At 47.1% G+C, this 22,071-nt stretch carries 18 protein-coding genes; 3 read left to right on the plus strand and 15 right to left on the minus strand.

Annotation, left to right across the window (positions count from 1 at the left end):
* Positions 1 to 64: 64 nt before the first annotated feature.
* The 15 genes from ACXACM_RS10390 to ACXACM_RS10460 all read right to left on the minus strand — a co-directional run bounded on the left by ACXACM_RS10390 (position 65) and on the right by ACXACM_RS10460 (position 17,788).
* Entirely contained in the window at positions 65 to 1,789 is a 1,725-nt protein-coding gene (locus tag ACXACM_RS10390; protein ID WP_474821563.1) for an SLC13 family permease, read from the minus strand.
* A gap of 17 nt (positions 1,790 to 1,806) precedes the next feature.
* On the minus strand, positions 1,807 to 3,222 hold the full coding sequence (gene cysN / locus ACXACM_RS10395) for a sulfate adenylyltransferase subunit CysN (RefSeq protein ID WP_474821564.1): 1,416 nt from the start codon (positions 3,220 to 3,222) through the stop codon (positions 1,807 to 1,809).
* Positions 3,223 to 3,226: 4 nt separating this feature from the next.
* Positions 3,227 to 4,015 (minus strand): 3'(2'),5'-bisphosphate nucleotidase CysQ, encoded by a 789-nt coding sequence (gene cysQ, locus ACXACM_RS10400; RefSeq protein ID WP_474821565.1) that lies wholly within the window; start codon positions 4,013 to 4,015, stop codon positions 3,227 to 3,229.
* Positions 4,015 to 4,608, minus strand: a complete 594-nt coding sequence (gene cysC / locus ACXACM_RS10405) for an adenylyl-sulfate kinase (RefSeq protein ID WP_474821567.1) — start codon at positions 4,606 to 4,608, stop codon at positions 4,015 to 4,017. Before cysC ends, cysQ begins: the two co-directional genes overlap by 1 nt.
* Positions 4,608 to 5,522, minus strand: coding sequence for a sulfate adenylyltransferase subunit CysD (gene cysD, locus ACXACM_RS10410; protein ID WP_474821568.1), 915 nt, complete (start codon positions 5,520 to 5,522; stop codon positions 4,608 to 4,610). Before cysD ends, cysC begins: the two co-directional genes overlap by 1 nt.
* A gap of 254 nt (positions 5,523 to 5,776) precedes the next feature.
* Positions 5,777 to 7,285 carry a sodium/proline symporter PutP gene (gene putP, locus ACXACM_RS10415; protein WP_474821569.1) on the minus strand — a complete coding sequence of 503 codons (1,509 nt, stop codon included), beginning with the start codon at positions 7,283 to 7,285 and terminating at the stop codon, positions 5,777 to 5,779.
* Positions 7,286 to 7,437: 152 nt separating this feature from the next.
* A complete protein-coding gene (locus tag ACXACM_RS10420) occupies positions 7,438 to 8,145 on the minus strand; it encodes a DUF3379 family protein (protein ID WP_474821571.1) in 708 nt (235 codons plus the stop codon).
* Positions 8,138 to 8,677: a sigma-70 family RNA polymerase sigma factor gene (locus tag ACXACM_RS10425; RefSeq protein ID WP_474821572.1), complete on the minus strand. Its 540-nt coding sequence runs from the start codon at positions 8,675 to 8,677 to the stop codon at positions 8,138 to 8,140. Before ACXACM_RS10425 ends, ACXACM_RS10420 begins: the two co-directional genes overlap by 8 nt.
* A 130-nt stretch (positions 8,678 to 8,807) precedes the next feature.
* A complete protein-coding gene (locus ACXACM_RS10430) occupies positions 8,808 to 10,661 on the minus strand; it encodes a DUF885 domain-containing protein (RefSeq protein ID WP_474821573.1) in 1,854 nt (617 codons plus the stop codon).
* A gap of 54 nt (positions 10,662 to 10,715) precedes the next feature.
* Positions 10,716 to 12,446 (minus strand): BatD family protein, encoded by a 1,731-nt coding sequence (locus ACXACM_RS10435; RefSeq protein ID WP_474821575.1) that lies wholly within the window; start codon positions 12,444 to 12,446, stop codon positions 10,716 to 10,718.
* Entirely contained in the window at positions 12,446 to 14,365 is a 1,920-nt protein-coding gene (locus ACXACM_RS10440; protein WP_474821576.1) for a vWA domain-containing protein, read from the minus strand. The genes ACXACM_RS10435 and ACXACM_RS10440 overlap by 1 nt, the downstream gene beginning before the upstream one ends.
* Positions 14,362 to 15,378 carry a vWA domain-containing protein gene (locus ACXACM_RS10445; RefSeq protein ID WP_474821578.1) on the minus strand — a complete coding sequence of 339 codons (1,017 nt, stop codon included), beginning with the start codon at positions 15,376 to 15,378 and terminating at the stop codon, positions 14,362 to 14,364. The genes ACXACM_RS10440 and ACXACM_RS10445 overlap by 4 nt, the downstream gene beginning before the upstream one ends.
* Positions 15,371 to 15,883 (minus strand): DUF4381 domain-containing protein, encoded by a 513-nt coding sequence (locus tag ACXACM_RS10450; RefSeq protein ID WP_474821579.1) that lies wholly within the window; start codon positions 15,881 to 15,883, stop codon positions 15,371 to 15,373. Before ACXACM_RS10450 ends, ACXACM_RS10445 begins: the two co-directional genes overlap by 8 nt.
* Entirely contained in the window at positions 15,880 to 16,827 is a 948-nt protein-coding gene (locus ACXACM_RS10455) for a DUF58 domain-containing protein (RefSeq protein ID WP_474821580.1), read from the minus strand. The genes ACXACM_RS10450 and ACXACM_RS10455 overlap by 4 nt, the downstream gene beginning before the upstream one ends.
* A gap of 4 nt (positions 16,828 to 16,831) precedes the next feature.
* The gene (locus ACXACM_RS10460) at positions 16,832 to 17,788 is read right to left on the minus strand and encodes an AAA family ATPase (RefSeq protein ID WP_474824307.1); all 957 of its coding nucleotides are present in this window, start codon (positions 17,786 to 17,788) and stop codon (positions 16,832 to 16,834) included.
* A gap of 379 nt (positions 17,789 to 18,167) precedes the next feature.
* On the opposite strand from ACXACM_RS10460, the gene fadI reads away from it, so the two are divergent.
* The 3 genes from fadI to ACXACM_RS10475 all read left to right on the plus strand — a co-directional run bounded on the left by fadI (position 18,168) and on the right by ACXACM_RS10475 (position 21,997).
* The gene (gene fadI, locus ACXACM_RS10465) at positions 18,168 to 19,478 is read left to right on the plus strand and encodes an acetyl-CoA C-acyltransferase FadI (RefSeq protein WP_474821582.1); all 1,311 of its coding nucleotides are present in this window, start codon (positions 18,168 to 18,170) and stop codon (positions 19,476 to 19,478) included.
* The gene (fadJ, locus tag ACXACM_RS10470; RefSeq protein ID WP_474821583.1) at positions 19,478 to 21,637 is read left to right on the plus strand and encodes a fatty acid oxidation complex subunit alpha FadJ; all 2,160 of its coding nucleotides are present in this window, start codon (positions 19,478 to 19,480) and stop codon (positions 21,635 to 21,637) included. Before fadI ends, fadJ begins: the two co-directional genes overlap by 1 nt.
* A gap of 153 nt (positions 21,638 to 21,790) precedes the next feature.
* Positions 21,791 to 21,997, plus strand: a complete 207-nt coding sequence (locus tag ACXACM_RS10475; RefSeq protein WP_474821585.1) for a hypothetical protein — start codon at positions 21,791 to 21,793, stop codon at positions 21,995 to 21,997.
* Positions 21,998 to 22,071: the final 74 nt, after the last annotated feature.

Raw genomic sequence — 22,071 nt, forward strand, 5'->3', positions numbered from 1 at the left:
TTATCGTTTTGCAAAAAAAGCACCGGTAGTCAGCCGGCGCTTTTTTTTGCGTTAAATCGCTGGTTTAAAAATACGACCAATTTAGCAAACACAACACAATAGTGCTGTAAGTGGCAGATATTGGCAAACCGATTTTTATAAAATGCTTGAAGCGATAATTCGCCGCATTAAAGACAAGTAAATTTGTTTGATAACCATAGGGTGAAATAAAACTGGCACTGGCCGCAAAAGCTACGGCTAATGCGAATGGCATCAGAGGTGCACCAATGAGATTGGCGACACCATAAGCGAAAGGAAACATCAGCGCCGCCGCTGCGTTGTTGGTGACAAACTCCGTGAGCAGCAACGTGGCTAAATAGATGACAGCCAATGCCATGAACCAGTTGGTATCTGATAGGTAAGGCATTAACACATCGGTACTTAACGCAATCACCCCCGCATTTTCAAGAGCAGACGCCAAGCTGAGCGCTCCCACAATGACCACAATTAAATTTAACGGCATATTCCGCTTTATTTCCCCGTTACTGGTGACCCTAGCGCCTACCAATACAGCGGCAAAGAACAGCAATCCCAAACCCAAATCAAGGATACCACTGGCAGATAACGCGACGGTGACCAGGAAGCCTCCCATGGTTATCCATTCCTGCAGACTTGTCAGAGGGCGTGAAATCTTTTGCTCTGACAGTACGAAGAAATTTTTTGACAGGTTTTGACGGGTTTGAAAATCTGGCCCCGTTGCCAGGAGTAAAAAATCACCAGCTTGAAGTTTAATTTCCCCTAGCTTCCCTGATAATTGTTCACCGTCCCGGCGAATTGCTACCACCGCGGCGTCAAAGAGAGCACGGAATCCAAGGGCTTTGATGGTTTGTCCAATGATCTGCGCCCGGTTTGAAATAATGACTTCAGTGAGGTTTTCGCGCAAGATGCCGTCGGCTTCGGCAAACATCGTGAGACCTTTAATGTGTGACAAACTGTCAAGTTTTTGCACATTGCCGGAGAATATCAATTTGTCTCCCTGGTTGATTACAAACTCAGGTGACACAGGTGTAATCAATTGGCCGTCTCGCACAATCTCCACCAAAAATAACTCAGGTAAGTTGCGCAAATGGTTTTCTTCCACTGTTTTGCCAATCAATTCTGATTCTGCGTCTACTTCCGCTTCCACAATGTATTCGCGATAGTTGTTTTGTTTATTCGCTATGTCAGGCAGTAACGACGACAGGATAAACATAAGCAGACCGCAGCTTAACCCTGCAACGAGTCCGTAAAGCGTAAAATCCCAAAAGGCGAACCCAGGGTGTCCATGCTCCTGTAAAAAAGAGTCGACGATGAGGTTGGTCGAGGTACCAATTAAGGTGACGGTGCCACCGAGTATGGCAGAATAAGAAAGCGGAATAAGTAACCGTGATGCAGGATGATATTGATTTTGTTTTACTGGCCCAATCAAGCTGGCCACAATGGCTGTATTATTGAGTAACGCCGAAGAGAAAAATGTTAGCCCAAACAAACGCCAGTACGATGCGGTGAAGCTAGGTGTTACCAGCTTTCTGCCAAGTTGTTTAATCAGTGCTGTTTTATCAATAGCACTACTTACTAACAAAAGTAATATGAGGGTAATTAAACCTTTGTTGGTGAGGTTGTTAAGTATTTCATCAAAGGTAAGTTGTTGACTGATCAGCAACAGCAAGATGGCTGCGGCGAATACGGTCGATGGCCGCATATTTGATGCGACAAGAGCAAAAATGGTGCTGAAGAAAATCCCCAGCACCATGAGTTGGCTGACATCCATATAAACCGAATGGCCTCTTACAGTTTAGAAATGTCTAAGGCATTCCAATGTGGGAAGTGCTTGCGAACAAGTTCGTTGAATTCCAGCTCGAATGCTGAGAACTCTGGCGAAGCGTGTTGTTTGTCATCGTCAAGTTTGTCGATGATCATTCCTGCACCCACTGTACCATTGGTGAGTCTGTCGATAACAATATAAGCACCGGTAGCACGGTTCTTATCGTAGTTATCACAAGCCACTTGCTGGGTAAACTTCAAATCCACCACACCAATTTCGTTCAGGTTGAGGTGCGCAGCCTGGGTTTGCTCCAGGGTGTTTACATCAATCTGGTATTCAACGTCGGCCACTGAGCCAGGTGTTGTTTTGGTGGCGAACTTAAAGATGTACTGCTTGTTAGGCATCATGGGTTCTTCAGACATCCATACAAGATGTGATTTGAACTGACTACCAAGCAAAGGCATATTGTCTGATTTAACGATCATGTCACCGCGAGAGATGTCGATTTCATCTTCTAGTGTCAGGGTTACTGCTTGAGGGACGTAAGCACGATCTTGTTCACCTTCAAAGGTGACCACAGATTTTACTTTCGATGTCTTCATCGAAGGCAGGGCAGTGATAGCGTCACCCGGAGCGACCTGGCCAGACACTACAGTACCTGCGAAACCGCGGAAATCCAGGTTTGGACGGCTAACATATTGCACTGGGAAGCGGAAATCATCAGTGTTGGCATCGTTACCGATTTCGATAGTTTCCAACATCTCCATAAGTGGTTTGCCTTGGAACCAAGGTGATTTCTCACTCTTGTTCACTACGTTGTCACCTTCAAGAGCTGAAATCGGAACAAACTGAATATCCGGAATATTCAGGTTTTCTGCGAATTTCAGGAAGTCGGCTTTAATGTCTTCATAAACGGTTTCGCTGAAGTCCATCAGGTCCATTTTGTTAACCGCGACGATAACGTGCTTTATACCTAACAAGCTGGCCAGGAATGAGTGACGCTTAGTTTGGGTTTTCACTCCTGCACGGGCATCTACCATCAGAATTGCAAGGTCGCAGGTTGATGCGCCGGTTACCATGTTGCGGGTGTACTGCTCATGTCCCGGTGTGTCAGCAATGATGAACTTACGCTTGTCGGTTGAGAAGTAACGGTAGGCAACGTCAATGGTAATACCTTGTTCACGCTCAGATTGCAAACCATCAACCAGCAGTGCCAGGTCAACTTTATCGCCGGTTGTACCGACTTTCTTACTGTCTTTTGTGATGGCTGCCAGTTGATCTTCATAGATCATTTTTGAGTCATGCAGTAGACGACCGATAAGGGTACTTTTACCGTCATCCACACTACCACAGGTTAAAAAACGCAGCAGATCTTTTTGCTCGTGCTGCTCCAGATAGGCCAGTACGTCTTCTTTCAATAATTCGTTATCTACATTCATTGCGTTATGCGCTCACTAAGAAAAAGGGGTTCAATACAGAATCTTTTTGATTGTATGTCAGGTCAGGGGCATCAGTTGCCAGCGGGTTGGCTGCATCCAGTACCGTCACTTTTGCACCGGCTGCAGTGGCTACAGCATGCGCAGCGCCTGTATCCCACTCTGAAGTGGGGCCCAAACGAGGGTACAAGTGTGCTTCACCGGAGGCGACAAGACACAACTTTAACGAGCTGCCCATGGCGACCAGTTCGGCTTCGCCACCAAGCTGTTCAAGGAGGTTTTTGATCTCCGGGCTCTGGTGCGAGCGGCTGCCAACGACTTTCCAGGTTTCACCGTCAAGGTGTTTTTTTGCACTGATTGGGGCCAGCGTACCGTCGGATTCCAACCATGCACCTTTGCCGTCAATGCCCACATAAGTACGTTTCAAAACCGGCGCGAATACCACGCCTAATACAGGTTTACCGCCATCAATCAACGCGATATTTACGGTAAACTCACCATTCTTTTTGATAAACTCTTTGGTGCCATCTAGAGGGTCAACTAACCAGTATTTATCCCAGGTTTTTCTCTCTTCCCAGGGAATATCAGCAGACTCTTCAGACAAAATAGGCAAGTCTGAAACCGCCTCTAAACCTGCAACAATGACCTTGTGTGCGGCAAGGTCCGCTTCGGTCAGAGGGCTGGTATCTTCTTTTTCATAAATAGCGAAATCTTTTTCGTAGATTTCCATGATTTTCGCACCGGCTTCTTTACTGATGCTGACAATCTGTTCTGCTAATGGATCAGGTAAAGCCATTACACAAGTCCTTTTTCTACAAGCATATTATACAGACGCTCTGCCGTATCTTCGGCGGGCTCGTCTTTATAAGTTAGATGAATTTCCGGGTTTTGCGGCGCTTCGTATGTAGAGGAGATCCCAGTGAAATCCTTAATTTCACCGGCACGGGCTTTTTTATACAAACCTTTTGGATCTCGCTGTTCACACACATCAAGAGGCACGTCAACGAACACTTCCACAAACTCACCTTCATCTAACAGTTTGCGACAATAGTCACGGTCAACCTGGAATGGAGAAATAAAAGCTGTTAAAACAATGACGCCTGAATCGACGAATAGTTTCGCCACTTCGCTAACGCGGCGAATATTTTCCACCCTGTCTTTGTCACTGAAGCCTAAATCGCCACACAAGCCATGGCGTACATTGTCACCGTCGAGAAGGTAGGTGTGCTTTCCTTGCTCTTGGAATTTCTTTTCCAGCAGATTGGAAAGCGTCGATTTACCGGAGCCGCTGAACCCTGTGAGCCATAAAACACGTGGTGTTTGTCCCAGGCTTTTAGCCCGCGACTGTTTGTTTACTTCGTGTTTATGCCAGACAATATTGGTCGACATCAGAAGTACCCTTCCATTTTCTTCTTCTCCATGGAACCCGCACTATCGTGGTCGATTACCCGGCCCTGACGTTCTGACGTTTTGGTCAGCAACATTTCCTGAATAACTTCCGGCAGAGTTGCGGCAGTAGATTCCACAGCGCCAGTTAATGGATAACAACCCAAGGTACGGAAGCGAACTGAACGCATTTCTGGCGTTTCACCTTCTTCCAAAGGCATGCGATCGTCATCAACCATGATCAATACACCGTCACGTTCTACAACAGGGCGTGGTTTGGCGAGATACAACTGAGGAATGTCGATGTTTTCCAGATATATATATTGCCAGATATCCAGTTCAGTCCAGTTAGACATAGGGAATACGCGAATACTTTCACCTTTGTTTACCTGGGAGTTGTAGATGTTCCATAGCTCAGGACGCTGGTTTTTAGGATCCCAGCGGTGGTTGCTGTCACGGAAAGAATAAACACGCTCTTTGGCACGTGATTTTTCTTCATCACGACGTGCGCCACCAAAAGCGGCATCAAACTTATACTTGTTAAGCGCTTGCTTAAGCGATGCAGTTTTCATGACATCAGTATGCTTGGCACTACCGTGGCTGAATGGACCAATACCTGCGTCTACACCTTCCTGGTTAATGTGCACCAGCAAATCAAAACCGTGCTTTTTGGCTTGTTGATCCCGAAACTCTATCATTTCGTGGAATTTCCACGTGGTGTCAACGTGTAACAAAGGAAAGGGAATTTTACCCGGCGCGAAGGCCTTGCGTGCCAAGTGAAGTAACACCGAGGAATCCTTTCCGACTGAATACAACATAACCGGGTTTTCAAATTCCGCAGCAACTTCACGGAAGATGTGGATGCTCTCGGCTTCGAGTTGTTTCAAATGGGTAATAGACGGTATTTCTAAAGTCATTGTCGAGTCCGATAGTTAAGGTTTATATACTAAACGATTATATACATAGAACCTTAACATACTCTGCGGGAAAAGTAGTATGCTAATTCGCTATACGAAATACCCGTTTTATACCTTTGTAACCGAACTATCATAACCACATGTCCCTCAAGAGTGGCCACAGCGATGAATTGTAGAAAAAGTGGTTCAAAACAGCCACAACCGTTTACGACAACGCTTCATTTATAAACGGTTGTGATTGTTTGAATTTGTGCTTATTTGTGGGATTTGAGCTGATTTTCAAAGGCGTCGAAGATTTCGACAACACCGTCTCTGGGCTTACCTGATTTGCTAAGTACAATAATGGTGATGCTTGAGAGAATAAAGCCTGGAACAATTTCGTACATCCAGCTACTTAAGCTTTGACCATCTATTTGCACAGGCAGATAAATCCAAAGCAATACGGTTACCGCACCCACAATCATGCCACCTAACGCAGCGCGACGGGTCATTTCCCGTTTGAATAAACTAAACAGCACTAACGGACCAAATGCAGCGCCAAACCCTGCCCACGCATTGCTTACTAACGACAATATAGTGCTATTGCGATCGTAAGCGAGGTAGATTGCAACCAAGGCAACAATAACTACGGATGCTCGACCGGCAATAACTAATTCACTGTCAGATGCGTCCCGGCGAACGAAAGTTTGGTAAAAATCACTGGTTAGCGAACTGGAGGTTACTAGCAGTTGTGAGGAAATAGTACTCATAATCGCAGCCAGAATTGCTGCAAGTAAAAAGCCGCCGACAAGAGGGTGGAACAAGAGTTGTGACAAGTAGATAAACACTGTTTCAGGGTCGATGGACTCGCCTTGCGCAGACACGTAAGCAAGTCCAAAGAGACCAGTCATAAGAGCACCGATGATGGATACTATCATCCAGCTCATACCGATATTACGGGCCGTCGACACGTCATTCACCGAGCGAATAGCCATAAAGCGCACAATTATATGGGGTTGTCCGAAGTAGCCAACGCCCCAGGCCATTAGCGATAATATACCCACCAAAGAAAGTGTTGTGCCGTTTTTCGCATCAGTGAATGGATTGAAAAGAGTCGGGTCAATCGTTTTGACTGCTGATACTGCGTCACCCAATCCGCCAAGTTCGAAAATGACTACCGCTGGCACCATCACCAGAGATACAAACATGATGCAGCCCTGGACGAAATCTGTGATAGACACGGCCATAAAGCCACCGAACAGCGTATAAGCGACTACCACCCCTGTGGTGACGTACAGGCCAGTTTCATAACTCAATCCAAATGACGTTTCGAAAAGCTTGCCGCCGGCAACAACGCCTGAAGAAGTATAGAGGGTGAAAAAAACAACGATAACAACTGAGGCAATTACGCGCAGTAAACGGGAGTTGTCGGCAAATCTGTTTTCGAAGTAGTCGGGCAGGGTGACGGCGTTATTTGCCATTTCGGTATAAATACGAAGGCGCGGCGCTACCAACAGGTAGTTTGCCAAGGCGCCAAGTACAAGCCCCACGGCAATCCATCCTGCGGAAATGCCTGACACATACATTGCGCCAGGTAACCCCATCAGCATCCAACCGCTCATATCAGAGGCGCCGGCAGAGAGTGCTGTTACAGCTGGGCCCAACTGACGGCCACCCAGCATGTAGCCTTCTACGCTCGTATCGGTTTGTTTAAAAGAAAATAACCCTATTCCGAGCATCGCTGCAAAATAGATACCCAGAGAAATCAGGGTTTCAGTTGCCATAGTATTAGTATTCCTTCCTGTCTTTTTTACCATGCTAACAGGAAGTGAGAAAGGTCTCTATGTCACTGAAGAAAAAGTAGGGAGTAGCTCACTGAATTTAAAAAGGAAGGGCAGTAACGGACAACTTACCGTTACTGCAGGCTGTATTGGCGTTAAGTTGAAAAAGTAATGCTTTGTTTTACCTTTTCCATTACTGGCTTGAGGTCAGCGTTTTTGCTTCCTACCACCATAATATCTGCTTTCATCATAGACCAACTCTCGCCGTAATACTTTTCATCGGAGAAGGAGTCCGGCATCGCCATACGGTCTTTATGCGGCACAACAAATACTGAAACCTTACCCTGATCGGTATTCATAATGAGATGCAGCGTCAATGTAGTGTTTAGATGACAATAATTAGCCACAGCCACATCGCCAATGGGCGAAGAAAAACTGCCGCCAAAACCAGCTAGCTTGGCATTGACTTGCTGCAATCCAACGTCCATCGCGTGATGAGGTACTTCCATTTCAGCATAACGCATGTGCGCTAGAGCTTCGCCTCCCATATCAACAGGCTCATACTGGTAAAGCACGGTACCTGTGATCCCGATAATAAAAGCGATAGACGCAGCCATAGCAATAAACCAGCGACTTCGCTTTTTGTGGTGATTAAACTCAGCGGTGGCCTGTTGCCAAATAAGTTTATAGGCTAAGTCGTCAGGCACTGGTACTTTTACCGCTTGGCTAAGTTTTGCATCCAGGTTTTGCAGTGAAGATTTCAGCTGTGCTTTGTCGTCATCCTGGCGAGCCGCATCTGTGACTTCTCTATCAGTGGTGTTCGGATCGGCGAAAATACGACGTCTGAATTCTAAATCATCCATTTGAACGACCTCTTACATTAGCATTCTCTTGCTCAAGCATATCCCGAATCTGGTTTCGAGCTCTGAACAAGCGTGTCATAACCGTATTCTTATTCAAATCTAATTGCTGCGCTATTTCTTCACCGGTAAAACCGAAGATAAGCTGTAATATAAGTGGCTCTCTGTAGTCTATCGGCAAACGGCTAATCAAAATACGCAACTCCTCCTGCTCACTTCCAGCATCCGAATGGTAAGCCTCGTCAGCAATCTGTACATCATCAATATCCACAAGATCGAGTTGCCTGCGCTCAAATCGTCTTGCATTTTCCCGCCTGACAATCGTAATAAGCCAGGATTTTGCGGATTTTTCATCGTTTAAAGAGTCTAAAGATCGCCAGGCGCGCAAGAAAGTTTCCTGAACAATATCTTCGGCTATTGTGCTGTCTCGGGTTAACCAATACGCATAGCGGTATATATCGCCATGAAAAGCATGCACCAGTGCTTCGTACCGTTTCTGTTTTGCTCTCATGTCCGAATAGACCTGACTATTCATGAAAAAATTTCTCAAATTATTTTTTTTAAGAGTAATGGGCTATGCAATAAAAAGAAACTACAAAAAAGTCCAGATGTGGTGACGAGATGTGCGTTAAAAAGCCACCGTTATTGGGTGGCCTTTTTTATGGTTACTTGGCTTGGCGGGCAATCCATTTATCAATTTTTTCTTCCAACACCGACAAAGGCACTGGACCGTCTTTTAAAACTTCATCGTGAAAGTCAGCGTAAGTGAATTTTTCCCCGAGAGCAGCCTGCGCTTTTTCCCTCAACTCCATTATTTTGAGCTTGCCAATCATATATGCAGTGGCCTGGCCAGGCATAGCGATGTACCGCTCGATAGCCTTCACCACATCTGGTTTGGGGTTTGGCGTATTATCGAGTAGATAATCGATTGCTTCTTCCCGGGACCACTCTTTAGCATGGATCCCCGTGTCGACAACCAGGCGGCATGCACGCCATAATTCCATGGCCAGGCGGCCAAAATCGGAATAGGGATCTTCATAAAACCCCATATCCTTAGCTAACTCTTCACTGTACAAGCCCCAGCCTTCCGTATAAGCAGTGGCACTGAGGAACTTTTGAAATTGAGGAATACCATCTAACTCTTGTGCAATCGCCCGCTGCATGTGATGACCCGGAATACCTTCGTGATACGCCAGGGCCTCTAACTGATAAGTTGGCATTGCGCTCATGTCATACAGATTCGCGTAGTAGATCCCCGGTCGGCTGCCATCTGCTGACGGGCTTTGATAAAACGCTTTTCCGGCAGATTGCTCACGAAAAGCTTCTACACGTTTCACAATCATATCGGCCTTGGGAGTGAGACCAAAGTATTCGGGTAGGGCTTCACGCATCTTATCTACAGCGGCTTTCGCTTCATTTAAATAAGCAGCTCTTCCCTCGTCAGTATTGGGGTAATAGAACTGGGGATCACTACGCATAAAGTCAAAAAACGCGTTTAAGTCACCGTCAAAACCAACCTGATCTTTAATGGCCATCATGGCTTTGTGAATACGCTCAACATTTTCCAGCCCAATTTGGTGAATTTCATCGGCAGTTAAATCTGTAGTAGTAAACCAGGCAAGGCGATTGTTATACCAGGCTTCTCCGTCAGGAAGACGCCATACTCCATCACCTTCAGGAGATAACGTTTGTTGATGGGCAAATTCTTCGATGAGTGCCTGATAAGCTGGCTTTACCGAGGTGACCAACGCTGCTTTTGCTTCTCCGAGCAGAGTTTGTTTCTCAACCTCATCGATATCCAGTTTGTCTATTTTGCTCTGAATATCTTCCCATAACGTTGATGGCGATGTTGATGTGTCAAAAGGAGCACCGGTAATTACATTGGTAGCTGCCGCAATCATTTGATCGTAGGCCCACTTCGGTGGGTACACCCCCGCCTTTTCGCGGTTTTTCATTTGCGCTATCACCTGGTCGAAATAACCAGACACATTATCAAGTCGTGAAATATATGCTTTAGCATCACTAACATCACTTACCCGGTGAATGTTTATCAGGAAGCTGGGGACAGAGGTGTGCGCTGCTCGAAATTGATGAACTATATAGCGATGGTTGCGAAAAGGTTCGTTTGCAAGGTCACGGTCTATTCCCATTTTATACAGACGCAGACTGAGTTTTTCCTGTTCAGAAAGTTGGCTTGTATCAAAACTCTCCAGGGTTTGGAGGCGATTTTTCATTAGCGCAAGGGTTTGCTCATGGAATTCATCGCTGATGTCGTCCCATTCTCCGTAGTTCCATTTCTTGCCCAGATAACTTTGGAACATGGGAGAACGTTTCAGATCCTCTTCAAAAGTTCGTTCAAAAAAAGCGTTTAGCCTTTCTGATTCGGTCTGGTTGGCAACTGTGTTCTGCACTTCGGCAGGGGCAGGTGTTGATACTTGCTCTTTGGGAGCAGGAGAGCAGGCGCAAAGGCCTGCAACCATAACAGCCAATGTGGTGAGTTTTGTTGAAAGGTGTTGCATGCAAAAATGTCTCCCTGTCTTATTGTGATTATTGTGATACGGAAGACATCAACATTAAGGTGCAATGCCTTCCGGATAAAGTGGAGGAAGTGACGTTGACGCGGTGGATTTGTTATCCAACTGCGAACGTACCTCACTCACTTTTTTTATTAAACCCTTTCTATCCCATTGAGAGGGGGAATGGCCATATTGACTCGACAACATTGCGTCAATTTGCGGCTGAAGACAGGCAGTCTCGGCGAAGTTATCTGCCCGGCTATAATCTTTGGCATTGGGAAATTGGATGGCGAGCCAATTGGCGAGGACATGTTGTATCTGTCCTGCAGTGCCATTTTGTATCGTTTGGGTTAATACGGCAAAAGCCTGTGCCTCGTTCGCCGGAAGCGTTGCCGATGGGCGGTCAATTACTGGTGGTTGTTGTGACAGACGTTTGCGATACCAGAGTATGGTTGCAAACCACCCAGCAAGGGTCGTTAACCACAAGGCGAGTAATACCCAGATAAGCCAGTTCTGATGCGGGTCAGCCAGAGTAGACGTTGGTGTTAACTCGGGTTGAGTTGGGGGCGCTTGTGTGTCGGTTGCCTCGAGGCCAGTCGATGGTGAAAGTGAAGGTGTTTGATTTACCGGTGCGTCGGGTGCCGGCAAAACAGATACGGAGCGGGCAGGAAGCGTCGCGTATTCGGTTTCATTAGTAAGCACATTAAACCACGGCACTGTGATCTCCGGGAGTACCACTTTACCTGGCTGCGTCGGAATCATGGCTAGCGACTCTACACGCTGAGCAATAAGCGTATTATTTTTATTCACCGTAGCTGTGTTAGCCTGGTCGGGATAAAGCTTGAAGCTGGGTGGATAATGCTGCGGTAATGCTGGTAACTGTTCCTCTACAACACCCATTGCAGTGAGAGTAATAGTGCGTGTTATTGGCTCACCCACGGTAAAGTTATCGGGTTGTGGCCACTCTTCGTTCAAAGTGACATATTCGCTTGGTAGCCACGGATAATCAATGTCGGCAGGAATTGGTTTTACTGTGATGGAAATGTCTGGGCCGAGTCGATTTATCTGCTTAGTACGATTAAAAAAACCGAATCGTCCGTTGGGATCATTTACCATCACCTCGCCGGTAAAAACGGGCCCGCGCAGGGTAAATGTTCCGGAAGCCTGGGGAACAACCGCAAAAGTGCGCTCAATAACTTGATAGCGCTTGCCATTAACAATATCGGTGTACTGTTTATCGTCACCTAATTGTTGAATTTGTGCGCCCTGCAATTCAGGAGCCTGAAGACTACCTCGCTCGATATTGGTGGCGAGGTACAACTTTGCGGTATACATCAATTGCTGATGCAGGTATACCTCGCGGGTATCAATATCCGTTGTCACATAGTAATCACGAGCGGTTTGAGCATTGCCGGTGTTAACGGGAATGACGTTAACGGTGATTGGCTGTGTTTTTTTGTTCTCAACAGAAAGTGCCGGGATCGTAAAATTTCCTTCCCCGCGGGGAAATAGGGTGGTTGTCCAGGTGGTGGTTTCTTCCTTGTCAAAATTGATAATGCGGGTTTGTGTGCTCACCGAGGTTCTGCCAACGACAAAATCCTTAAGTAGTGGTGAACTGTCAAAGGCATCCCTGTCTGGGTCGCCGTGGGCCACCACTGTAAGCTGAATAGCCTCGTCTACCATGACGGGGTTCTTATCGATAGTGGCTTCTACTCTTTCCACCTCAGCAAAAGCTGGCGCCACAGACAAGCTCATTAATAAACTCAACATCGTACAAAAGCGTTTCATTACCAATCACTCCGGTTTGAAGGCGGACCCTGTCTGCGACGTTTCTGGGCTTCCAGTTGCATTTTTCGCTTTAGCAGGAAGGCAGGGTCATCCGGTATTTTCTTCATCATGTTTTCCAACCGCTGCATTTTTTCTTTTTCTTCATCGGTGAGTTCACCCATCTGAGCTTGTGAAGCTTGCGCTGATTGTTCATCACCAGGCGCGCCTTGTTCGGCCTCTTTACTCTTGTTTTCACTGGCTTCCTGAGATGGCTCCGTTTCGTCGGTGGATTGCTCACCCTGGCCGTCGCCCTGTTGACCTTCATCGCCAGCGTTTTGTTGTGACTGTTGGCCGGGCTGTTGCTCTTGTTGGTTATCGCTATGCTCTCCCTCTTGAGAATTCTGCCCGTCTTGTGGTTCCTGACCGTTTTGCTGTTGCTGGCCATTTTGCTGATCTTGTTCGCTGTCCTGACCGTCTTGTTGTTGTTCCTGCTGCTGTTGCTCCTTTTCCTGCTGCTCTTTTAATGCTTCAAGGAGTGCTTTATTTGCAGCGGCGTCTTGGTGGTCAGGTTCTTGAGCTAACACCTCGTCATAGCGGGAAATAGCGTCGTCATATTCACCCAGTTGCGCCAGTGCATTCCCTTGGTTATAAAGGGCTTCTGGCGTATCCGATGAAGAAAAGGCTTCCAGCGCTGCGGCAAAATTTCCCGCCTCATATTCTGCTGCGCCGCGCCACTGTGGATCATCAAACGTGTTTGCGGCCTGAGAGAAATCCTGGGCTTCATAAGCAGCCATACCCTGTTGGTCCTGATTGAGGAAAGGGCGTTTAAACCAGGGTGTATGCACTTGTTGCTCTGAAGATTCCGCACCTGCATCAGTTTGTGCATGAACTGGTTGCGAATCCCACAGTACCATGGGAGCAATGAGTATGGCAGCAACAATTCCCCGCCGAAATGCATAGGCGGCAAAGGGCAGTAGAATGAGCAATAACCATGGACCAAGTTCTTCCCATTGGTCGCCGTCAGCAGAGGTTTTTTCGTCCGTCGCTTCTGCTTCTGCGGCGAAGGCAGATTTCGTGACCAGCTTTTTCACATCTGCATCGTTAGATGAAATTGAGGTAAACATACCACCGGATTGACGGGCAAGTGATTGCAATGCGGAAGCATGCAGTTTTGGGATAACAATCTGACCGCGCTGATCCTTAACCAGTTCACCATCCAGGCGGCGGATGGGGGCACCATCTTTTGTGCCCACACCAAGTATGTTAACAGTATATGGCATGCTATTGATGAGTGTGGATATGTCCTGCTGCTGATCTCGTTCAATGCCATCGGTTATCCAGAAAATAGTTCCCTTTTGATATCCGGCGTTCTCCAACAAAGACTGCGCTTCGGCCAGACCACGGTATGGATCACTGCCGGTAACCGGCATGATCTCAGGGCTTAAACTGGGCAATAGCGCAACGAGATTGCTGGCGTCGGTGGTGAGAGGGCTGATAGTAAAAGCATCACCAGCATAGGCCACCAGACCTGTTTCTCCTTCGCTAATACTTTTTACGATATCTATCGCTTTGTATTTTGCCCGGGTTAGCCGGTCTGGCGTGATATCAGTAGCTCGCATTGAAAGGGACATATCGATAACGATAACCTGGCCCTCTTGTACCTGAAAAACTGGTTGTGGTAATCGCTCCCAGGAGGGGCCCGCCAAGGCAGTGGTAACCAACACCCATCCAAGCATTAACAGGCTGAGTAGGCCATTTCCTGATTTTTCAAGCTTTCCTGAAACCAGATGACTGTAAAGGTGGGGTGAAATCACACTTTGCCAGCCTGAATGGGTTTTTCTTATTTGTTTGATATAGACCAGAAGCAACCCAAGAGGTATCAACGCAAGAAACCAAAGCGGGCGTAAAAAATGAAAATCAGTAATGGGTAACTCAGTCACTCTACTCCCCCTTTGCGTAAATGCCTGACCTTGAATCGCAAATTCTGAGCGCCATAAACCAGTGCTGGAAACAAACTGAATGCCAAGGCGATGGTAAGTGGCCAATAGAAAAGGGCGGTTTGTGGTCGCATTTTTCTTGCTTCACCTTCAATGGGCTCTAGTTTGTCCAGCGTTAGATATATGGCTTCCAGTTCCTGGGCATTTCTCGCTCTGAAATACTGACCGCCGGTAGATTCGGCCAAATCTGTCAGCATCGTTTCGTCCAGCTCCTGGGACGGGTTTACCTGTCTGCTGCCAAAAAAGCTGCGGATCATCATTTTGTCGGCGCCAACACCAATTGTGTACAGGGTAGCCCCGCTCTCTATGGCCAGTTCTTTTGCTTGTGCCGGCGTGATATTTCCTGCTGTGTTTTGGCCATCAGTAAGTAAAATAACGACGTTATTTGAATTCTCCCGCTTTTTAAAACGCTTCACCGATAAACCAATGGCATCGCCAATGGCAGTTTGCTCACCGACTAAGCCGATAACAGATTCATTGAGTAGGGTTGCAACTGTGTCCCGGTCATAGGTTAGTGGCGCTTGCAGATAAGCTGTATCCGCAAACAGGATCAAGCCGAGACGGTCGCCAACCCGACGTTTAATAAATTCATTGAGCACGGTTTTTATCATTGTGAGTCTATTCACCTGACGGCCGTTCACTTCCATATCATCAATTTTCATACTACCGGAGAGATCTACCGCTAACATAAGCTCCCGACCTTCGTTGGGAATACTTACAGGTTCACCCAACCACTGAGGTCGAGCTGTTGCCGCCAACAGGCATATCCACACTATTGTGGCGCACAATAATAACCAGCGAGAACGGCGTTGAGTGCGGCCAACAAGTGTTTCTGAAGGCATTAGAGCAGGGAGTCGTAACGCTGCGCCAGCGGAACGCTCAATTGGAGGTAAGAAATAGAACAAAAAGGGTAAAGGCAGTGCAAACCATACCCACCACCATGCAAACTCAAACACGGGTAATACTCCCAGCAAAACTATTTTTGTTCAGCGCAGACATATCGGCTTTTTTCATCCAGGTCATAACGGCTTGCTGAAACTGTCTATTTTGAGTCGAAGAAGCTGACACTGGAGCATAAAGAAACCCTTGCATTGTAGATAAGTCACTTCGCAGGGTATCTGCGACCCCGGTTTTAACTGCGCCAAGCAAGTATGTTACCCAGGGTTCACCATTCATTTTTGCTACCACAGACGGATCGCCGTAATGAAGGCAAAGGCGCTTTAACAGCTCATTTAGTTGATTTGCCATATTGCCGCTATGGATATCGAGATGGCTTGCGGCGAGTATGGCTTGCCGTCTAGCCTTATTAAAGCGAATGTGTCGATACACCGAAACTACCAGCAGAACACTGAGAGCCGCAAACACTGCCATAAGTAACCACCAACCCCAAGCGAGTGGCCAGGCGCTTACAGCGTCGGGTGTATGAATGCTATGAAGTTGCGACAGAGGGTTTTCGTTCATCTGTGACTACTCCGAAAAATACCGGTTTGTGCATCCAAAGGTTGGCTGGCGGAAATGTCGTGATGCACAATCCGTGCTTGTTTGAAACGCTGATTTAACGCAGATGTGATGTCAGATCGCCAGCGTGCGTAACGTTCGGCCAACTGTTTGTCACCTAATTGCCACTCTTGGGTCTGCTGTCCGTCGGTGACATTGACCTGTTGTGAAACGGCCATCTCTGGCAGGGACGTTTCCAGCGGGTCGTAAATACGAATGGCATGTACTTCGCAGTGCCTGGCTAACTGAGTAAGATGTTGCTCTACCTGAGGTTGCATCGCCTGAAAATCTGAAATGAGGTAAACCAGGCTACCGGGTTTAGCCAGTCGCCTCAGGCGCTGGCAAGCGTCTCCGAGTGCTGTGGGGTTTGGTGCCGTGACGGGCATGGTTTGAATACGTTGCAATTGATGACACAACGACAGTACAGCTCGTTTTCTCGACAGGGGTTTACATTCCCGGTGCATAGCGTCATTAAATATAAGCGCGCCAACTTTATCACCCCGTTCCGAAGCAGCCCAGCTTAACATGGCAGCTGTATGGGCTGCCTGAACACTTTTGAGTAGCAGTTGAGAGCCAAACTGCATGGGGTAGCTCAAGTCACAGAGAATAAATACCGGCCGCTCACGCTCTTCCCGGTATATCTTTGTGTGGGTTTTGCCCGTTCGGGCGGTGACGCGCCAGTCTATTGCGCGTATATCATCGCCAGGAAGGTAGTGCCGAGCTTCGTCAAATTCCATGCCGCGACCCTTCGCCCGTGTCAGATACGCACCAGACATCATCGCCTTTGGCGGCGTTAACGGTTTGAGATTTACTTGTCTGGCAAGTTGCTGATAGCGAACAAGCTCAGGTAATCCCAGTCGGATCCCGTCAGACTGAAGGTGGCGCAGAATACTGGTGTAATTTTGCATGGCGTTACGGCACAGGAACCAGATTTAAAATGTTATCCAATACCTGATTTACGGTAATCCCTTCAGCTTCCGCCTCGTAAGATAAAATAATGCGGTGGCGAAGTACGTTGTGCATTATCGACTGTATATCATCAGGACCGACAAAATCCCTGCCTGCCAGCCATGCGTGTGCCCTGGCACAGCGGTCCAGGGCTATGGTCGCCCGTGGACTAACACCAAAAGCAATCCAATCTGCCATTTTGGCGTCATAAGCTGCGGGATTCCGGGTAGCAATAATGAGTTGCACCAAGTAGTGCTCAAGCTCTGGTGACATGTGCAATGCCAGTGCTTCATTACGGGCTTTGAAAATATCGTCCTGGGTGAGGTTTGGTGGCGTTGGCGTAGGCGTTTTCAGCTCTTCGTCACGGGTGAGGCGGAGAATGGAAAGCTCAGTATCAGCGCCGGGATAGTCAATGGTAACGTGCATCAAAAAGCGATCTAGTTGGGCTTCAGGAAGTGGGTAAGTACCTTCTTGCTCCAACGGGTTTTGGGTGGCCATAACCAGAAACAACGGGGAAAGCGGATAGGTTTTATTACCCACTGTTATTTGCCGTTCTGCCATCGCTTCAAGTAATGCCGATTGTACTTTTGCCGGCGCACGGTTAATTTCGTCTGCTAACACTAAATTGTGTAATAACGGGCCTTGCTGAAAAACAAACTCACCGGTTTCGGGGCGATAGATATCAGTCCCTGTGAGGTCGGCTGGAAGGAGATCTGGTGTAAACTGAACACGGTGAAAATCGCCATCAATACCGTTGGCAAGGGCGTTGATAGCTCTGGTTTTTGCCAGCCCCGGCGGACCTTCCACCAACATGTGACCATCTGCTAGTAGAGCAATAAGTAAGCTTTTAGTGAGACCGGACTGGCCAATGATTTGTGAATCCAAATACGTGTGAAGGTCTCTGAACTGCTCTACTAACATAGTGATGTAATCCACTTTCTTTTCGTTGATGTAAACATGATTAATATCAGCGGTTTTAAAATTCGCTGTTGTGCCATTCCCCACATGCAAACGGCATTATTCTGACAATATATTAGGGCTACTGTCTGGGGTTCAAGGTAAAAAATGCAATATTTTATGTTCAGGTTAATCGTTGACCATGTGGCACGGCCTATAAGTAATTGCCTGAATTTGCAGATTTTTGTCTGTTAAAATAGCAAAAAGTTCACACTATATCGCTAAAACGACTATATACAGAGATAAATTCACCCATGGCTTTATTTGCTATTTTGTTCATAGTTTGTAAAAATCTCATACTTTACAGGTCAGACCACTTGGGTCTCAATAATTTAGGTGCAATATGACAGCTAAACAATCAGTCACAACCAGAAACGGTGACAGAATCGCGATTGTCGCGGGTTTGCGTACGCCTTTCGCTAAAATGGCAACATATTTTCACGGTGTTCCAGCGGTAGATTTGGGCAAAATGGTCGTTAATGAATTGCTCATTAGAAATGGTGTGGCACCTGAACTGGTGGATCAGGTGGTATACGGCCAGGTCGTCCAAATGCCTGAAGCGCCTAATATTGCCAGGGAAATTGTACTGGGTACTGGGATGAATGTGCACACTGATGCGTACAGTGTGTCACGGGCTTGTGCAACCAGCTTTCAAAGTGCAGTAAATATCGCTGAGAGTATGATGGCGGGTACTGTTGAAGTTGGTGTCGCTGGTGGTGCAGATTCTACCTCAGTTTCACCCATTGGCGTATCGAAGAACCTCGCCAGAGCCTTGGTTGACCTGCAAAAAGCTAAAACACTGGGGCAAAAATGGGCGATTTTTCGTCGCCTTGGTTTGAAAGACCTCATGCCTGTGCCTCCCGCTGTGGCTGAATACTCCACGGGGTTGTCAATGGGGCAAACGGCAGAACAAATGGCGAAAAGTCATGGTATCACGCGCAAGGCACAGGATGAACTGGCGCACCGTTCACACTCATTAGCAGCGCAAAGCTGGAACGATGGTAAGCTTGACAATGAAGTCATGACTGCCTACGCAGAACCTTTTAAAGGTGCCCTCGGCAAAGACAACAACGTTCGATTCGATTCAAAAGTTGAAGGCTATGCCAAACTGCGTCCGGTGTTCGACAAGAAATACGGCTCGGTGACTGCGGCCAACGCTACCCCCCTTACCGATGGTGCTTCGGCAGTACTTATGATGACTGAGAGTAAAGCAAAAGCACTTGGTTACACGCCTCTTGGATATATTCGCAGCTACGCTTTCTCTGCCATAGACGTATGGGAAGACATGCTCATGGGCCCGTCTTATGCCACACCAATCGCCTTGGATAGAGCGGGGATGACGTTAAATGATTTGACGTTAATTGAAATGCATGAAGCCTTTGCTGCTCAGACGCTGGCCAATGTGAAGATGTTTGCCAGTGATAAATTTGCCAAGGAAAAACTCGGTCGGGACAAAGCAACCGGTGAAATTGATATGGACAAATTTAACGTGATGGGAAGTTCAATTGCTTATGGCCACCCATTTGCTGCAACAGGTACCCGTATGATCACGCAAATGTTGAACGAACTTAACCGTCGCGGCGGTGGTACAGGTTTGGTGACAGCTTGTGCAGCCGGTGGCTTGGGTGCCGCCATGATTGTGGAGACAGAATAATGACGAATCAAGAACAGCAGGAAGTAAACGTGACTGAACAAACTCAAAGTGCCTTTACGCTGACGCGTCAGGACAATGGCGTCGCTATCCTGACCATGGATGTACCCGGTGAGTCTATGAATACGCTGAAAGCTGAATTCGGCGATGAGATCACTGCCATGTTGGATGAGATTGAAGCGGATTCATCTATAAAAGGTGTAGTGCTGACAAGTGGAAAGACTTCATCCTTTGTGGCTGGTGCTGATATCTCCATGCTGGCTGCCTGTGAAACTGAAGCGGATGCCCGCGCATTGGCGGCCGGTGGACAGGCTGTGTTTGACCGCATTGAGAAAATGCGCGCTACCTTTGTTGCAGCAATTCACGGTCCCGCGTTAGGGGGCGGTTTAGAACTTGCTCTGGCATGTCACTACCGAATTTGTACTGACTCACCAAAAACCCAATTGGGGCTTCCGGAAGTGCAGCTTGGCTTGCTACCCGGCAGTGGAGGCACACAGCGTTTACCTCGCCTGATTGGTGTTCAGCAGGCAATGAAAATGATGCTTACCGGTGCACCAGCCCGAGCCAAACAAGCAAAAAAATACGGCATCGTAGATGATATGGTGCCTCACAGTGTACTGATCACTGTTGCGGAACAATTTGCATTGAAAGCCAAGCCGCATCGGGAGGCGCCGCAAAAGGGACTGATGAACAAAGTTCTTGAACAGAACCGTTACGGTCGAAACCTGATGTTCAAAAAGGCACGGGAAGCGACCTTTGCCAAGACCAAAGGGAATTATCCGGCCCCTCTGATGATTATCGACGTCATTGAAACGGGCATGAACGAAGGCTTGCAAGCAGGCTATGAGGCTGAAGCCAATGCATTCGGCAAATTAGTCATGACACCGGAATCTTACCAATTACGGCAAATTTTCTTCGCTACCACAGAAATGAAAAAAGAACATGGTGTGGAAGGCGTTAAACCTCAGAAAGTTGACAAAGTTGGTGTTCTGGGAGGCGGCCTCATGGGCGGTGGCATTGCTTACGTCACTGCAACAAAAGCTGGTGTGCCTGTGCGGATCAAGGATGTTCGTGAAGAAGGCATAGCCAATGCCATGAAGTACAGCTACGACATCTTAAACAAGAAAGTCAAAAAACGCTTTATGCGCAAAAGCGAAATGCAAAAGCAGATGTCCCTGTTGACGGGAAGTCTCGATTATCGTGGTTTCCAGGATGCTGACATGGTTATCGAAGCCGTGTTCGAAGATGTGTCACTTAAGCAGCAAATGGTAAGCGATGTAGAAACTAACACGCAGAACAAGACAATCTTTGCGTCTAATACCTCGTCTATCCCCATCGCGGATATTGCTGCAAAAGCTGACAGGCCGGAAAATGTTATTGGTCTTCATTACTTTTCGCCAGTGGACAAAATGCCGCTGGCAGAAGTTATTGCCCATGAACAAACATCCGATGAGACTATTTCCACTACAGTAGAGTTTGCCCGCCGACAAGGTAAAACTCCTGTTGTGGTTAAAGACGGCGCCGGTTTTTATGCAAATCGTATTTTGGCACCTTACATGAACGAGGCGGCATGCTTGTTACTTGCTGGCGAACCGGTTGATCATATCGACAAATCTTTAGTTAAGTTTGGATTCCCTGTGGGACCAGTGAAATTGCTTGATGAGGTGGGGATTGACGTAGGTACGAAAATAATCCCGTTTCTCGTGGAGCAGTTTGGCAGTCGTTTTGAAGCGCCTTCTGCTTTTGATAAAGTGCTGGCAGATGGCAGAAAAGGTAAGAAAAACGGTAAAGGTTTTTACGATTACGAAGGTAAGAAGCCCGGTAAGGGCGTTGATGAGAGCATCTACGGTATTCTTGGTGTTACCCCGTCTTCCCGCCTAAGCGAGAAAAACATTGCAGAGCGATGCGTACTAATGATGCTCAATGAAGCTGCCCGATGCTTAGACGAAGGGGTTATCAGAAATGCCAGAGATGGCGACATTGGTGCTATCTTCGGTATTGGCTTCCCGCCGTTCCTTGGTGGTCCTTTTAGATATATGGACAGCCTCGGAATTCAGCAGGTCGTGGATAAACTTAATACGTTATCTCAGAGCGGTGGTGATAAATTTACACCGGCAGAATGTTTACAAAGCATGGCAGAAGAAAACAAAACATTTTATTAATGTTTACAAAGTGTTAAAAGGTCGGGCTTGTCCCGACTTTTTTGTATTTATAGCCACTATAACTGGAATTTTACGTCCAACTGAGTACAATTCGCTCTGCTTGTTTAAATAGTAGTCAATAAATTGGCGCTTTAGTTTGAAAAGGTAATTTACATGGGTGTTGTTGTGTTACTGCTTGTCGCGTTTTCTTTGTGTGGGTTGCTGTTTTATATTGAAGCAATGCGCTGCGGTATGAACGCAAAGAAGTGGGCATTGGGTGGTTTATTATTTGGCCCTGTGTTGTTTCCCATGTTTAACATGAAACGCTATTTATTATGGCGACAAAGTGTGGGTTACGGTGGGCCGGTATTTTCAGCTTAAAAAGCTTTCATAACTTGTGGGCCAGTTAAAAGAAAAGCCAGCCTTAGAGACTGGCTTTTGTGTGTAGAAATCGT

The sequence above is a fragment of the Alteromonas sp. AWQ4_252 genome (genome assembly GCF_056158205.1).